The sequence below is a fragment of the Nocardioides sp. Iso805N genome (assembly GCF_000364605.1).
GTDB lineage: Bacteria > Actinomycetota > Actinomycetes > Propionibacteriales > Nocardioidaceae > Nocardioides.
Genome location: NZ_KB822578.1, coordinates 288,704 through 303,886, shown reverse-complemented (window position 1 = coordinate 303,886; position 15,183 = coordinate 288,704). Strand labels below are relative to the sequence as shown.

At 70.3% G+C, this 15,183-nt stretch carries 15 protein-coding genes; 5 read left to right on the top strand and 10 right to left on the bottom strand.

Annotated features, from left to right (window positions below; all coding sequences use genetic code 11):
- The first annotated feature begins 15 nt into the window (after positions 1–15).
- Together H036_RS25375 and H036_RS0111275 are read left to right on the top strand one after the other, a co-directional pair.
- Positions 16–156, top strand: coding sequence for a hypothetical protein (locus tag H036_RS25375; protein ID WP_017934893.1), 141 nt, complete (start codon positions 16–18; stop codon positions 154–156).
- Entirely contained in the window at positions 153–911 is a 759-nt protein-coding gene (locus tag H036_RS0111275; protein ID WP_017934892.1) for a hypothetical protein, read from the top strand. Before H036_RS25375 ends, H036_RS0111275 begins: the two co-directional genes overlap by 4 nt.
- Before the next feature lie 3 nt (positions 912–914).
- Here the strand turns inward: H036_RS0111275 and H036_RS25700 are convergent, their stop codons facing one another.
- The 5 genes from H036_RS25700 to H036_RS0111250 form a co-directional block, all read right to left on the bottom strand.
- The gene (locus H036_RS25700) at positions 915–1,079 is read right to left on the bottom strand and encodes a hypothetical protein (protein WP_017934891.1); all 165 of its coding nucleotides are present in this window, start codon (positions 1,077–1,079) and stop codon (positions 915–917) included.
- 148 nt (positions 1,080–1,227) lie between these two features.
- Positions 1,228–1,392, bottom strand: a complete 165-nt coding sequence (locus H036_RS0111265) for a hypothetical protein (protein ID WP_232421850.1) — start codon at positions 1,390–1,392, stop codon at positions 1,228–1,230.
- 85 nt (positions 1,393–1,477) lie between these two features.
- Positions 1,478–1,777: a WhiB family transcriptional regulator gene (locus tag H036_RS0111260; protein WP_017934889.1), complete on the bottom strand. Its 300-nt coding sequence runs from the start codon at positions 1,775–1,777 to the stop codon at positions 1,478–1,480.
- Between the two features lie 143 nt (positions 1,778–1,920).
- A complete protein-coding gene (locus H036_RS25370; protein WP_157417268.1) occupies positions 1,921–2,148 on the bottom strand; it encodes a hypothetical protein in 228 nt (75 codons plus the stop codon).
- Positions 2,149–2,268: 120 nt separating this feature from the next.
- Positions 2,269–4,296, bottom strand: coding sequence for an ATP-dependent DNA helicase UvrD2 (locus H036_RS0111250; RefSeq protein WP_017934887.1), 2,028 nt, complete (start codon positions 4,294–4,296; stop codon positions 2,269–2,271).
- 158 nt (positions 4,297–4,454) lie between these two features.
- On the opposite strand from H036_RS0111250, the gene H036_RS0111245 reads away from it, so the two are divergent.
- Positions 4,455–4,709, top strand: coding sequence for a mycoredoxin (locus H036_RS0111245; RefSeq protein WP_017934886.1), 255 nt, complete (start codon positions 4,455–4,457; stop codon positions 4,707–4,709).
- A gap of 85 nt (positions 4,710–4,794) precedes the next feature.
- The gene (gene corA / locus H036_RS0111240) at positions 4,795–5,754 is read left to right on the top strand and encodes a magnesium/cobalt transporter CorA (RefSeq protein ID WP_017934885.1); all 960 of its coding nucleotides are present in this window, start codon (positions 4,795–4,797) and stop codon (positions 5,752–5,754) included.
- Positions 5,755–5,835: 81 nt separating this feature from the next.
- Here corA and nudC read toward each other — a convergent pair whose 3' ends face one another.
- Genes nudC through H036_RS0111225 form a run of 3 tightly spaced genes read right to left on the bottom strand, consistent with a single transcriptional unit; the run spans position 5,836 to position 13,156 of the window.
- Entirely contained in the window at positions 5,836–6,726 is an 891-nt protein-coding gene (nudC, locus tag H036_RS0111235; RefSeq protein ID WP_017934884.1) for an NAD(+) diphosphatase, read from the bottom strand.
- A 23-nt stretch (positions 6,727–6,749) separates the two neighbouring features.
- The gene (locus tag H036_RS0111230) at positions 6,750–9,977 is read right to left on the bottom strand and encodes an ATP-dependent DNA helicase (RefSeq protein WP_017934883.1); all 3,228 of its coding nucleotides are present in this window, start codon (positions 9,975–9,977) and stop codon (positions 6,750–6,752) included.
- Positions 9,974–13,156 carry an ATP-dependent helicase gene (locus H036_RS0111225; protein ID WP_017934882.1) on the bottom strand — a complete coding sequence of 1,061 codons (3,183 nt, stop codon included), beginning with the start codon at positions 13,154–13,156 and terminating at the stop codon, positions 9,974–9,976. Before H036_RS0111225 ends, H036_RS0111230 begins: the two co-directional genes overlap by 4 nt.
- Positions 13,157–13,209: 53 nt before the next feature.
- Here H036_RS0111225 and H036_RS0111220 point away from each other — a divergent pair, with 53 nt between their 5' ends.
- Positions 13,210–13,788 carry a DJ-1/PfpI family protein gene (locus tag H036_RS0111220; RefSeq protein ID WP_036488200.1) on the top strand — a complete coding sequence of 193 codons (579 nt, stop codon included), beginning with the start codon at positions 13,210–13,212 and terminating at the stop codon, positions 13,786–13,788.
- 6 nt (positions 13,789–13,794) lie between these two features.
- On the opposite strand, the gene H036_RS0111215 is transcribed toward H036_RS0111220, so the two are convergent.
- Positions 13,795–14,442, bottom strand: a complete 648-nt coding sequence (locus H036_RS0111215) for a hypothetical protein (protein WP_017934880.1) — start codon at positions 14,440–14,442, stop codon at positions 13,795–13,797.
- 71 nt (positions 14,443–14,513) lie between these two features.
- Entirely contained in the window at positions 14,514–15,182 is a 669-nt protein-coding gene (locus tag H036_RS0111210; RefSeq protein ID WP_017934879.1) for a lysophospholipid acyltransferase family protein, read from the bottom strand.
- Position 15,183: the final 1 nt, after the last annotated feature.

The window sequence follows — 15,183 nt, the reverse complement described above, 5'->3', positions numbered from 1 at the left end:
CCAGGGTTTCTCATCGTGGCCCCTGCGACCGGCTGGTCGCAGGGGCCGCGATGCTTCCTGGGCTTCCTGGGCTTCCTGGGCTTCCTGGGCTTCCTCGGGCTGCCTGTGGATGACGCCCGACGCCCGTCGAGGATCCGTGTGACAGTGGCGGAGTGACTCTTCGCCTGCGCCCCGGTCTTGCCGCCGTACGCCGCGATGACCTGCACCTGCAGGTCGGGCTGGAGGCGCCTCGTCGGGCGGTGCTACGGGATCTGCCCGAGGTGCGCAAGCTCCTCGAAGACCTGCGGCACGGGCGAGCGCTGGGGCCGTTGCCCCCGAGCGCCGAGGCCGCACTGGCACGGCTCGAGCAGGCCGATCTGCTCGCTCCCCCGTCAACGCCACCTCCGCAGCTGACGGTGGTGGTGAGCGGCCCTCGGGCGCTCACCGACCTGGTCGCCGCGAGGCTGCGCGACGCCGGGCTGCGGGCAGCCGACGAGGGGCCGGTCCACCTCCTGCTGGCGCACGGTGCCGTACGGCGAGACCTCGCCGACGGACTGCTACGCGCCGGTGTCGCCCACCTTGCCGCAGCCGCGACGCCGTGGGGATGGGAGCTGGGACCCTTCGTCGTGCCGGGTGAGACGGCATGCCTGCGTTGTGTCGACGCCGCACGGTGCGAGCGCGATCCGCGCCACGGCGTGGTGGTGGACCAGCTCGCCAGGGCCGCAACACCGCCGGAGCTGAGCGCCCCGACGCTGACGATCGGCCTGGGCTGGCTGGCTCGGGATCTGCTCGCCTTCGCCCGCGGCGAGCGGCCGACGACGTGGTCGACCACAGTGCACCTCGGTGAGCCGGCAGGTGACGACCTCGCCGCCCAGCAGCACTGGCTGCGTCACCCGCACTGCGGTTGCGCCTGGGACGCCCTCACGGGCTGAGCCTCACCACCACTCGGAGTCGAGCTTGCCCTCCATCGCTCGCAGGTTCCGTCGCGAGCAGTCCGTGCAGAACCACTTCTCCCGGCCGCGCTCGACGGCCGTCGACCAGGTCAGCAGCGCCTCGGGATCCTCCTCGAGGCGACCGCAGAGGTCGCAGGTGCGTGCCATGACGCCAAATCTAGGCCCGCGTCGTGGCCCGGACATGGATCTGCCCGTCCGAGCCGGGCTCGGACGGGCAGATCGTTCACACTCCCGCGATCAGGGGTGTCGGAGGCGTTCGGTCACCGGCTGGAGCCGGTGCACCGACGTCCCACGTTCACAGGACGCGAGCGAGGGCCAGACGCGCCTGCTGTGCCGCCTTCTCCGCCTTGCGGCTGAGTCGGCGGGCCCGGGTCAGGTTGTGAGCCCGGCGCCACTGTTGCGCCTCTCCCAGGCGCGCGGACATTTGCGCGCGCGCCAGATCTTCGAACATCAAGTTCATCGTGTTGCTCCTGATTCGGTCAGTCTTCATGTCAGTTCTCGTGTGTCCTGAGGTGATGTGTTGAGGTGGTTGATTGCTCCGGTGATCACGCGGCTACGTCGGACTTGCGCGGACGACCGCGTGGACGCTTGCGCGGGATCACGATCCCTTGCAGGAAGAGCTCTCCACCCCAGACGCCCCAGGGCTCACGGCGGTTGAGTGCGCCCTCCAAGCAGAGCTCCTGGACGGGGCACGCTTGGCACAGGGCCTTGGCGAACTCGACGTCGTGCGGCGATTCGGCGAACCACAGCTCGGGGTTGTTCGCCCGGCACGGCAACAGCTCGACGTCGACCCGGTCGGCCTCGTCGTGCAGAAGGCCGAGGGTGGGCTCGAGTACGGCGGTCATGTGTCACCTCCTTTCCTTGACCTGATCGCGGTGTGTTGGACATCTGTGGGTGTGCGTCCCGCGGCTGCTGAGTCCTTGAGAAACAAGAAGGCCGCGGATCCCGTTGTTCGGGTTCCGCGGCCTGGAGGCGACTCGGCTGTCTTTCAACAGTCGGGTGTTCTCCAGGGGGAACCCTTGCCATCGCGGCGCTTGGAACCGTTGCCCACGAATCCCTGGGAAAGGGCGTACGTGCGGTCAGCACCCGTGATGGCGGCCGTGGCGGGGGTGACCAGGGTCCAGACAGCCGTGCGCGCAACAGTGGCGAAGGCGTGGCAGGACGTGGGCATACCGAAGGACGGCTCAACGGACGGGTTGATCGTGATCATGCTCATCAGTGGCCACCTCCTTCGGTGCATCGTCTGCGGACTCGGGCAAGGGAACCGTATCCCGCCCCGCGATAGGGCGGCAAACGAATAAACGATCTTTTTTCGACGAATTCCTGCCACGAAAATTCAGGCGGATTCGGCGATCAACGCAAGAACGTCCTCCCCGTAGGCGTCGAGCTTCGAGCGCCCTACCCCGTTGATCCGCAGCAGGTCGGTCTGCGAGCCGGGCTTGGCCTCGGCGATCGCCTCCAGGGTCGCGTCGGTGAAGACGGTGAAGGCCGGCTTGTTGCCGGCAGCCTCTCGGCGCCACTCCCGCAGCCGCTCGAAGAGCTTCTCGTCATACGCCGCGGGGCAGTCCTCGTGCCGACCGCGGCTCTTCTCCCCCGCGGTGCCGAGCGGACGACCGCAGGTCTTGCACATCCGCGCGCGCCGGTTGGCGGACTGCTGCTGCTCGGGCCGGGCGGAGGCGGGCAGCAGCGGGTCAAGGAATCGGGAAGGCTTGCGAGCACCCCGACCACCGGGCTGGCGCGCCAGCGCCCAGCTGAGGTGCAGATCCAGGCGGGCGCGGGTGACCCCGACGTAGAGCAGTCGACGCTCCTCCTCCACCGCGGTCGGCGAGTCCAGCGCATAGCTGATCGGCAGCGTGCCCTCCTGCAGGCCCACCAGGAAGACGGAGTCCCACTCCAGGCCCTTGGCCGCGTGATAGGTCGCCAGCGTGACGCCCTCGGCGACCGGGGCGTGCTGCTCCGCCGCACGGCGGTCCAGCTCGGCCACGAACTCGGTGAGGTCACCACCGGTCTGGGCGAACTCGTGCGCCTGGTCGACCAGCGCCTGCCACGACTCCCACCGGTCGCGGGTCTGACCGCGAGCCTCGGGCGGCCGCTGCGTCCAGCCCATGCCGGCCAGGGTGGCGTGCACGGTCTCGAGCAGCTCGCCGCCGTCGGAGCGAGCCGCGCCGCGCAGTCGCGTCACGGCCTCGCGCACCTCGGGACGGTCGAAGAAGCGCGCCGCGCCACGCACGACATAAGGAATGCTGCGCCCGGTGAGCGCCTCCTCGAAGGTCTCGGACTGGGCGTTGATCCGGAACAGCACGGCGATCTGCGACCACGGTCGGCCGGAGGCGTGCAGTCGCTGGATCTCGGCGGCGACGGCATCGGCCTCGGCGACCTCGTCCGACCGCTGGTGATAGGTGATGGCGTCACCGGCGGGTCGCTGGGCGCGCAGCTCGACGCCCTGACTCGCCGAGCCGCGCAGCAGGGTGTTGGCGATCTCGACGACCTGCGGCGTGGAACGGTAGTTGCGCACCAGCTCCACCGAGGTGGTGCCGGCATACTTCTTGCCGAAGTCGCGCAGGTAGCGCGCGTCGGCACCGGCGAAGGAGTAGATCGTCTGGGCGGGGTCGCCGACCACGCAGATCTCGTTGCGACCTCCGAGCCACAGATCGAGCAGCGCCGACTGCAGCGGCGAGACGTCTTGGAACTCGTCCACGACGAACCACTTGTACTGCCGGCGCACCTGCGCCGCCACCCGCTCGTCGTCGGCGAGCAGGCCGGCGGTCAGCAGCAGCACGTCCTCCATGTCCATCCGGCCCTGGCTGCGCTTGACCTCCTCATAGCTGCCGAAGACGCGGCCGACGGTCGCGGCGTCGAGGTTGGTGACCTCGCGCCCGCGCCGGGCAGCGACCTTCGCGTAGTCGTCGGGATGGACGTTGCTGACCTTGGCCCACTCGACCTCTGCGGCCAGGTCGCGCAACAGCGCCTGGTCGGTCTGCACGCGGTGGCGACGCGCGGCGCTGGCCAGCAGCCCGATCTTGGACTCGATCAGCTGCGGCAGCTCGGTGCCGTAGATGTGCGGCCAGAAGTAGCGCAGCTGACGCAGCGCGGCGGAGTGGAACGTGCGGGCCTGGACGCTGCCTGCGCCCATGGTGCGCAGCCGCTGCCGCATCTCCCCGGCCGCGCGGGTGGTGAAGGTGACGGCGAGGATCTCGGTGGGCGCATAGACCCCGCTGGCCACGCCGTACGCGATCCGGTGGGTGATCGCCCGGGTCTTGCCGGTGCCGGCCCCCGCCAGCACGCGCACCGGCCCGCGCAGCGCCTCGGCGACCTGGCGCTGCTCCGGGTCGAGGGCGTCGAGCAGATCGACGGGCGAGGCCATGAGCAGACGACTCCTCGGATCGGGGTTGGGGTCTGGGCACACCTTAGATGTCGGCGCCGACAGTTCCGCTGCCCACGGTCGCCGCGGGAACAACCGACCCTCCGGATAGGTTGACCACGACAGACGGTTACCCCTAGAAGCCGAAGCGAGATCACCAGATGGCTGCCGAGACGTTCACGATGTACACCACCCCGTGGTGTGGCTACTGCCAGCGGCTCAAGGGCCAGCTGGACCGTGAGGGCATCACCTACGACGTCGTCGACATCGAGCAGGTCCCCGAGGCCGCCCAGATCGTGGAGTCGGTGAACAACGGCAACCAGACCGTCCCGACGTTGGTCTACGCGGACGGTACGTCGATGACGAATCCGTCCCTCGCCTCGGTCAAGGAGAAGCTGGCCGCCCTCGCGTCCTGACGCTGCCGTCCTGACGCTCGCGTCCTGACTGTGGCGAGCCGGTGCCCCCGGGCCTCCCCTCAGGGCGGTTGGTAGCGTCGCGGCCGTGGAAGTCCTGGGCGAGATCGATGAGGCGACGCTGCGCGGCCGCTGCGAGCGCAAAGAGTTCTTCTGGCTCGACCTGGTCAGCCCCTCGGATGACGACGTCAGGCGCCTCGGCGAGATCCTCGGGCTGCATCCGCTCGCGGTCCAGGACACCCTTGCCTTCGGCCAGCGGCCCAAGCTCGACGTCTACGGCCAGCAGGCGCTGCTGGTCGTGCACGGCGGCGTCGATGCCGAGCCGGAGGAGGACAATCCGCATCCGCTCGAGGAGATCCACTGCTACATCAGCGGGGACTTCGTCGTCACCGTACGTCGCAACGAGTTTCGCGACCTGGACCGGCTGAAGGGTCAACTGACCTCGACGGGGTCGACGCGATCCGAGCAGTACTACGTCTACCGGATCATCGACACCATCGTCGACAGCTACTTCCCGATCCTGTCGGGCCTCGATGATGAGATCAACGATCTCGAGGACGCGATCGTCGACCGTCCCCGCAAGGACGAGCTGCTCAAGATCTTCAAGCTCAAGCGACTGCTGCTGAAGCTGCGCAAGGCCGTCGCCCCGATGCGTGACCTGTTCGCGCGCGAGATCGAGACCATCGCCGACCTTGCGGGACTGGACAAGGACAGCCACGACTACTTCCGCGACGTCTACGACCACCTGATCCGGATCACCGACCTGCTCGACTCCTACCACGACCTGGTCAGCGGGTGCACGGATCTCTACCTGTCCAACGTCGCCAACCGCCAGGGCGAGGTCGGCAAGCAGCTCACGATCGTGGCCAGCGTCTTCCTGCCCCTCAGCTTCCTGACCGGATTCTTCGGGATGAACTTCAACTGGATCTCGGGGAACCTGCTGCACGGCGCGGTCGCCTTCTGGCTCTTCGGCGTCGGCTCGATGGTGGTCTCCGCGGCCACGATGTGGGCGTGGTTCCGGCACAAGGGCTGGATCGGAGAGGACTGAGCCGCCTCACCGACCGGTCGAGTGCCCCGTTGGTGGACCGGGTCTGGTGGAGCTGGTCTGCTGGAGCGGCTTTGGTGGAGATCACCAGCTCCCGGGCAGCGCCTCGCCGTACCAGGCCTCGATCAGCGACCTGCTGATCGAGACGCCGCCGGGCAGGATCAGCTCGCCGGTCTCGGCCCCTGCGCGCAGCTCCTCGCGGGTGAACCAGCGCGCGTCCTCGATCTCGTCCTCGTCACAGACGATGTCGGTGCTCGCTGCGACGCCGGTGAAGCCGAGCATCAGACTCGCCGGCAGCGGCCAGGGCTGGTTGCCGAAGTATTCGACGTCACCGACATCGATCCCGACCTCCTCCATCACCTCGCGTCGCACCGCGTCCTCGAGCGACTCCCCCGGCTCGCAGAATCCGGCGAGGGTGCTGAAGCGGCCGGCCGGCCAGGTCGGATGGCGCCCGAGCAGGCACTGCTCCACGGCCGTTCCGGGCTCGCCGTGGGTGATCAACATGATGACCGCCGGGTCCGTGCGCGGGAACGTCGTGTGCCCGTGACCGCAGACCAGCTCGTGGCCCTCCTTGACCGGATCCAGCGGCAGGCCGCAGCGGGCGCAGAACCGGGTGGCACTCATCCACTCGGCCAGCCCGACCGCGTGCAGGATCAGCGGCGCCTCCTCCTGGGTGAGGAAAGACAGCAGCGAGCGCAGCGGCAGCCAGGCATCGGTGGCGGCGAGCTCCGTTGTCACCACCGCGAAGTGCGCGATGCCGTCGCGGACTCCGAGCATCAAACGAGCGCCTCCGGGGGCCTGCGCCGGGGAGAGCCACTCGATGGCGCCGTCCACCGGCCGGATGCGCGTGCCGGCCAGAACGACCACCCGGGAGGCGGGGTCGGCCCACTGCTCGGCGATCCACTCGGTATCCGCTCGGTGGGCGGAGGCTCTGTCGTAGCGCGCGCTGCTCAACCGCTCGTGCACGTAGCTCACACCCGCACGCTAGCCGCCTCGACCTACCCGCCCGGACCTGCCCCCGAGACAACGATCCGCTCCAGCTCGTCACGGCCCGGCAGAGCATCCGGCTCGACGAGCTCGCCGCTGCGAACGTAGAGGAAGCCGGCACGAACATGGTCGAGAGGTACGCCGTTCAGCTCGGCCCAGGCCAGGCGGTAGATCGCCAGCTGGAGCGGGTCGGCACTGGCGCGCTGGTTGGTCTTCCAGTCGACCAGCAGGTAGCGCTCCCCCGGCCCGGCCTCGGGGTCGAGGTAGACGGCATCGATCCGGCCACGAACCACCTGTCCTGCTAGCACGAGCGCGAACGGCGCCTCCACGCGGTGCGGGACCCGGGACGCGAACGCGCTGGACTCGAACGCCGCGATGACCTCCTTGAGGTCGGTCTCGTCCTCGATCCCGGTGTCACCACGACCCGGTAGCTCGTCGACGTCGAAAAGATCTTGCTGGCCGAAACGCGCCTCGACCCAGGCATGGAAGCGGGTGCCGAACCTGGCGGCCGAGGACGGCCGGCGCGGCATCGGTCGTGCCAAGTCCCGGGCGAAGTCGTCCGGGTCCTCCCGTAGCCGCGCAAGGGTCGTGGCCGACAGAGAGGACGGGAGCGTGATCGCCACGTCGCTGGCGCCGTCGCGGGCGACCTCCTCCAGCATCCGGGAGATCTCCTCATCCCACTGATGGACCCGCTCCAGCAGCAGCATGTCGTCCAGACCGATATCCTCGGCCGGTGCTGCTGCCGAGCGCACCATCGCGGCCGCGACCTCGCGGCGCTGGACCTCGGTGGTGCGGTGGTCGATCGGCCACGGCAGGTCGACGTCACGGTCGCGGTAGGGGTTCTCCTCGCCCTTGGTGACGACGTCGACCCAGCGGTCGGGCTCGGCACCCCAGCCCGCGAGCGCGTCTCGCGTACGCCGGACGTACTCCGAGGGGCCGGCTCCGGTCTTGTTGGCCGGCGTCCAGCGCCAGCAGGAGACGAAGAGCCGGTGCCGCGGCCTGGTCCAGGCGACATAGGCGAGCCGGAGCTCCTCGAGCTGCTCGTGCTCCTTGCGCCGCTGCTTGACGTCCTTGATCGCGGTCGGGTCGTGGCCGGTGAGCTGCGGAAGGTCGGCGGCATCGCCGCGCAGAGGCACCGGGAGCGACTGCGGGACGGTGAGCCAGGTCGAGCGGGTCTGGTTGGTCGGGAACTTCCTCTCGCTGACGCCGACCAGGAAGACGACATCCCATTCCAGACCCTTGGCGCGGTGGACCGTCAGCAGCTTGACCGAGTCGGCCTCGGACGGCGTCGCCACGTCCAGTCCCTGGCCGAACTCATCCTCGGCCTCGAGCCACGCCAGCAGCGCAGGCAGCGTGACCTGGCCGTCGACAGCCTGGAAGTCGGCGACCGCCTGGACGAAGAGATCGAGGTTCTCCCGGCGCGAGGCAGCTGCCGGGCTGACCGACGAGGCGAGCTCGACATCGATGCCGGTGACGTCGACGATGCGACGCACCACGTCGAGGATGGGCTCACCGGCCGCCCGACGCAGAGCGCGCAGCTCCCCGGCCAGCAGGGTGAACCGGTCCCGCGCCTCGGCCGAGTAGTCGAGCTCGCCCGGATCCTCCAGCGCGTCGCACAACGAGGGGATCTCCGTCGGGTCAGCACCCTCGACGGCAGCGGCAAGCTGCTCGTGGACACCGTGGAAGCTCTCGCCGCCGGTGGCCAGACCGGCCAGCTCCCGGCTCCGCGCACCCAGCAGGGCCAGGTCACGGGGACCGATCGCCCAGCGGGGGCCGGCCAGCAGGGTGAGGAGTGCCGCATTGGCCGTCACGTCGGAGATCAGCTGGAGGGTCGCCACCACCTCGGCAACCTCCGGCAGTCGCAGCAGCCCCTTGAGGCCGACGATCTCGACGGGGATCTCCTGGGTGGCCAGCGCGTCGAAGACCGCTGCCGCCTGGGCGTTGTCACGAGTGAGCACGCCGACCTCCCGCCAGTCGGTGCCGGCGTCGTGCGCTCGCTGCACCTCGGCCGCGAGCCAGGCGAGCTCGTCGTCGTAGGTCTCATGGACGATCACCCGCACCTCGCCGTCATCGGCCCCTGCCTTGGGACGCAGCCGCTCGTGCTCACGGCCGTCGTAGAGGGCATCGGCAAGCCGGTTGGCAACGGCGAGGATCCGCGCGTCCGAGCGCCGGTTGACCGTCAGCGAGTAGGCGCCGGTGGTGCCACCGGGGATCGGGAAGTCGCGACCGAAGTCGAGGATGTTCGACACCGACGCACCGCGCCAACCGTAGATCGCCTGGTTGGGGTCGCCGACCGCCGTGACCGGATGACCGTCGCCGAAGAGTCTGGAGAGCATCCGGGCCTGTGCGACCGACGTGTCCTGATACTCGTCGAGCAGCACCACCTTGAACTTCGCCCGCTCGATGAGGGCGACCTCGGGGCAGTCCTCGGCGATCCGGGCGGCAAGCGCGATCTGGTCGGAGAAGTCCATCAGACCCAGCGTGGACTTCAGCCTGCGGTATCCCTCGACCAGGTCGAGCAGCTCCGCACGCCGGTCGATCGCGAAGATCGCCTTCTCGCACTCGGCGCGATATGTCTTGCGATGCTCGGTCGCCATCCCCTCCTCGAACCGAGACCGCTCGGTCGCGTCGAACGCCCGCACGGTCGCCGGCTCGACCAGGTGCTCGGCCATCTCCGCGTCGAGGGAGAGCAGCGCCTGGATCGCCGTCGCGGGATGGTCGGTGAGCTGGTCGACGCGGCCCGTGTGGCGCTGGACGGCCCGGGCGGCCAGCTGGAACCGGGCGGCGTCGGCGATCAGCCGGGTGTCGGGCTCGTGCCCGACCCGCAGGCCGTGCTCGGAGAGAAGAGTGGATGCGTAGGAGTGGTAGGTCGAGACGGTCGGCTCCTCCGGCTCGATGTCCCCCTCGCCGGTGCCGTCGCCGGCCGCGGCCACTCGCAGCAGCTCGGCCCGACTGGGCAACAGACCAGCCTGCTGGAGGCTGCCGCGGATCCTGCCCTGGAGCTCGGCGGTGGCCTTGGTGGTGAAGGTGAGGCCGAGGATCTCCCCCGGCAGCACTCGGCCGGTCGCGACCAGCCACACCACTCGCGCGGCCATCACCGCCGTCTTGCCGGAGCCCGCACCGGCGATCACCACCGCCGGCTCGAGCGGTGCGGTGATGGCGGCGAACTGCTCGTCGCTGAAGAGCCAGTCGTGGCCCATCAGCTCGGCGAGCTGCAGCGGCGTGGAGATGTCGGTCATGACAACACCGATCCTGACGACTGGGCCGGGCAGACTGCGGTGAAGGCACAGGTGCGGCAGTGGTCGCCCGGACGTGCGTCGAACGCCTCGGCACGCACCGCTCCCACCGCCCGCTCGAGCTGACCGGAGATGTGCGCAGGACCGGCCTCCTGGACCTGGACCTTCGGGAAGTCGCCTCCGTGCCGCAGCTGAACCAGCTCGGCTCCGCCGGAGCTGACCGGCCCGCCGACCAGCTCGTCGGCAGCGCCGTGATCGACCGCGAGCTGATAGAGCCCCAGCTGCGCGTGCTCGGCGACCTGGGCCGCCGTCGGCGGATACTTCCCCGTCTTCAGGTCGACGACCACCACCCGGCCGTCCTCGTCGAGCTCCAGCCGGTCGGCGAAGCCGTGCAGGCGGACTGTCTCGCCGCTGGGCAGCGTGACATCCGCGCGCAGCCTCGGCTCCAGCGCGACGACGGCGCGAGCCCCGGGCCGTCGATGCCATGCCAGGAATCGGGCCAGCACCTCAATCACCGCCTGGCGCTCACGCGCACCGGACCAGGGCGTGCGGAACTGCATCCGCTCCCAGACCTCGTCGACGAGTGGCATCAGCTCCTCGACCGACGTCGCTTCGATCTCCTCCTTGGCGATCCGCTCGGCGAGCGCGTGCACGATCTTGCCGAATCCCTGACTGGCGCTGGCGACCACGTCCCCACCGGCCTCGCGCCCGAGGAACCAGCGGGCCGGACAGGTCAGCAGCCCCTCCAGCGCGCTGGCCGAGAGAGTCACCGGCGCCTCGGCGGGCCGCACCGGCTGCACCGACCTGGACGGAGCCCGCAGGCCCCACCAGGTGGCCGGATCGGCGGCGGGTGCCACCGGCCGGCCGTGCACCTCGGTGGTCGCGAGCAGCCGCAGCCTGGACGCGGCCGCGCGGCGGATGGGCTCGGGCTCCTCCAGATCGGCGACCGTGCGCCGCAGCTCGGCGACGAGCCCCGCCATCGACAGCGGCCGGCGGGGGCGTCCGATGCGATGGGTCGCGGCGAAGTCGCGCTCCGTGGCCAGCTCGGCCAGGAAGCGGGAGGGCTGCTCGCCGTCGTCGTCCGGGGAGGCCACGGCGGTGATCAGCAGCCGCTGCCGGGCGCGGGTGGCAGCGACGTAGAAGAGGCGACGCTCCTCGGCGAGCATCGAGGCTCGACTCAGCGGCGGCACCAGTCCGTCCCGTCCGATCCGGTCGGCACCGAGCAGGCCGTCGCGGCGCCGCAGGTCGGGCCACGCGCCCTCCTGCACGTGGGCGACGACGACCAGGCGCCACTCCAGGCCCTTGGAGCGGTGAGCGGTCATCAGCCGCACCGCGGCACCGCGAACACCTCGGTCCGCCAGCGTGTCAGCCGGGATCTCCTGGGCGCGCAGCGTGGACAGGAACGTCGCCACCGAGGTGTGGTCCCGCTGCTCCTCGACCTTCGCTGCCGTCTCGAACAGGGCGCACATCGCATCGAGGTCGCGGTGAGCGAGGCGGGCGGCCTGGCCACCGGTCTCGGCAGCCCGACGCAGACGGGCACCCCAGTCGGTGCCGTCCCACAGGGTCCATAACAGCTCCTCGGCCGAGGAGCCTTCAGCGAGCTCCGTGCGAGCCCGATCGACGAGCTGGGCGAGTCGTCGACCTCGCCGCGCCGACTCGCCATCGAGCCCGGCCAGAGCCTGCGCATCGAGCACCGCGGCCCGAAGCAGGTCGCGCGGACGAGCATCGGGCTGCTGGGCACGCAGCAGTCTGGTCAGCGCTCGCACGTCGGTGGCGTCCAGGCCCCCCAACGGCGAGGTGAGCAGCTCCTCTGCGCGGTCGGCGCCGACGTAGCGCTCGTCGGCGGGGTCGTCGATGGCGGCATCGACGACGAGGGTCAGCGCGGAGAGCAGCACCGCGACCGCGGGCTCCCGCACCAGCGGCGTCTCGTCACTGGCGACCTCCACCGGGACCCCGGCCGCCGTCAGCGAGCGCCGCAACCCCGGGATGGAGGCGCGGCCCGAGCGCACCAGCACGGCCATCTCGTCCCAGTCGACGCCGTCCTCGAGGTGGGCCCTGCGCAGGAGATCGGCGACGTGCTCGACCTCGGCACGGGCGGTGTCGAAGGTGAGGACCTGGACCGAGCCCGGACCCAGCTCTCCGGAGACCGATGCCGGGTTTCGGAAGGCATCGTAGGCGGCCGGTGGGATAGCCCCACGGACGGTGATGCCGGCCGCGATCGTGCGGGAGGCGCGCAGCAGCCGCGAGCCGAAGCGACGGGTGGTGCCCAGCGCGATCACCCCGGCCGGCTCACCGGCGACGGTGCGGAAGGCGTCGGGGAAGTCAAGGATCCCTCGCACGTCCGCACCGCGGAAGCCATAGATGGACTGGTCCGGATCGCCGACCACCACGAGATCGCGGCCGTCGCCAGCCAACGCCTGCAGCAGCGCGACCTGGCTCGGGTCGGTGTCCTGATACTCGTCGACGAAGACGCAGGAGTAGGAGGCCCGCAGGTCGGCGCTGTGCCGCTGCGCCTCGATCACGCCACGGGCGATCAGGTCGGGGTAGTCGATGGCGGACTGGTCGCCGAGAACGTCGAGATACTGCTCCAGGAACATGCCTGCGGCCTCGAACTCCGGCACCTTCTCGGCCCGGCCGAGAGCGACCAGGTCGACCGGGTCCAGGCCGCGCTCACGCGCTCGCGAGAGCACCGCGTGGACCTCCCGGGCGAAACCCCTGGTCCCGACCGCAGCCCGCATCGCGTCCGGCCACCGCACCGACTCGGGGTGGTCCGTCAGCAGCTCCTGCAGGACGACGTCCTGCTCGGGCGCCGACAGCAGCCGCAGGGGCGCGGAGTAGATCTCCGCAGGCGCGTAGCGGCGCACCAGCCCGTAGGCGAAGGAGTGGAACGTCGAGGAGAGCGCGCTGGAGGTGGTGCGGCCCAGCCGCGCGGTCACCCGGTCACGCAGCTGCTCCGCGGCCTTGCGGGAGAACGTCAGCGCCAGGATCTGGTCGGCCGGCACGCCGCGTCCCTCGACCCGGTCGACGATCGCCTCGACCAACGTCGTCGTCTTGCCGGTGCCCGGCCCGGCCAGCACGAGCAATGGACCCGCCGGGTGCTCCACTACCCTGCGCTGGTGCTCGTCGAGCACCGGCACGTCGGGGGCGACCTGTGGGCGCTCGAGGCGGAACGTCGTGGCCATGGGACCACTGAATCATGGTGCACCGACAGTCCGCGGTGCGGCACCATCTCCTCATGACACGCACCGTGGCGATCCTGGCCTTCGACGACATGGAGGTCCTCGACTATGCCGGCCCCTACGAGGTGTTCAACCTGGCCGGCGAGATCACCGGTGACTTCCAGGTGGTCTCGGTCGGCGTGACCGAGCGGCCTCGCGGACGTGGCGGCTTCGCGGTGCTGCCGGCGTACTCGCTGGACCAGGCGCCCGGACCCGACCTCCTGATCGTGCCGGGCGGCGCCGGCACGCGCCCCCTCACCCGCGACGACCGCGTGCTGGACTTCGTCCGGGACTCATCGGTGGAGCTTCTCCTGAGCGTGTGCACCGGTGCCCTGGTGATCGGCGCCGCGGGGCTGCTGGACGGCCTGGAGGCGACCACCCATCACGACGCGTTCGAGGAGCTGGCCGCGATCTCACCGAGCACCACCATCGTGCGCGACAGGCGGTTCGTGCACAGCTCGGACCGGATCCGCACATCCGGCGGCATCAGCGCCGGCATCGACCTCTCGCTGGCCGTGGTCGCCGAGCTGGCGGGCGAGGACGTGCGACAGCGCGTCGAGGCCGAGATGGAGTGGGGCTGGCACCCGGATCGATGAACCCGCTCAGTCCTCCGGGTCGAACCGCGGATTGCCCATGAAGTATTGAGACACCCGCCCCGGCGGCTTCCGGACCGGATGCTCCGGCACCGGCACGTAGCGGCCCTCGGTGGTGTCCCAGAATCCGTCGACCACGCGCATCACCCGACGCGCCATCTGTCCGCCCGGGCCCTTGTGCGGCAGGTAGGGATGCGGCCTGGTGGGCTCGCGAGGCTCCTTGCGCTGCATCTTCTCGGTCACCTTGTGCAGCTCGTCGTCGCCGAGCAGGTCGCCGAGGCGGAGCACGATGGTCTCCTCCTCCCGGCGTAGCGCGGCCATCGCCTCGAGGACGTCGTCCCAGACCCGCGACCAGGCGAACCCGGTCTCGTAGCTCGATCCGAACTCATGCGCCTTGACGTGACTCAGCACGATCGACATCTGGTGCTCGGCCGCACGGTAGTCGTGGGCGTCGTGGTGCACCGGCAGGGACGGCAGGAGCACCTCGTCGACGGCATGGAGGTGCTGGCTCACGCTCGCGCAGAGCATGTCGATCGGTGGGCAGCCGCGCCGGGAGTGATCCGGGCTGGCCGTCACGTGACAGGCCGCATCGAGCCGATCGGCGAGACCGTCGTAGGTGCGCTGGACAGATTCCTTCAAGCATTCGGTCGAGCCCATCGACCTCACCTCGTTATGTGGGCGCTGCTTCCATGGTGCGCCGGTGCGAGGCCGTTCTCAAGGCTCGCGGCTCAGGCGTCGGGAGCCCGGTCGTTGTAGACGCCTGCGGCCTCCTGGCCGGAGAGCTCCTGGATCGCGCTCATGATCTCGTCGGTCAGGATCCTTCGGGCCTTGCCCGGCGCCATCCCCTCGAATCGGGCCGCCACCTCGATCGGCTCGCCGAAGGCCACCTCCACCCGCACGATCCGCGGGACGTTCGAGCCGACCGGCTGAAGCTTCTCGGTCCCCTTCAACCCCACGGGTACGACGGGAACCCCCGCGGTCAGCGCGAGGTGGGCCACGCCGGTGCGGCCGCGGTAGAGCCGCCCGTCGCGCGATCGGGTCCCCTCCGGATAGATGCCGAACGCCTCACCGCGTCCGAGCACCTCCAGCGCGGTGTCCAGCGACCCCAGCGCCGCCTGCGGGTCGTCGCGGTCGACAGGCAGCATGCCCAGACCTGCGAAGAAGGCCCGCATCAGGCCGCCCTTGATGCCGGTGCCGGTGAAGTAGTCGGACTTGGCCAGGAAACGCACCGGCCGAGGCGACGTCGAGGGGATCACCACCGAGTCGACGAAACTGCGGTGGTTGCTGGCCAGGATCACGCCGCCGGTGCGGGGCACCCGCTCGGTGCCGGTCACCCGCGGGCGCCAGATCAGCCGGAGCAGCGGCGGGACGATGGCGTGCAGCAGTCGGTAGAGCACG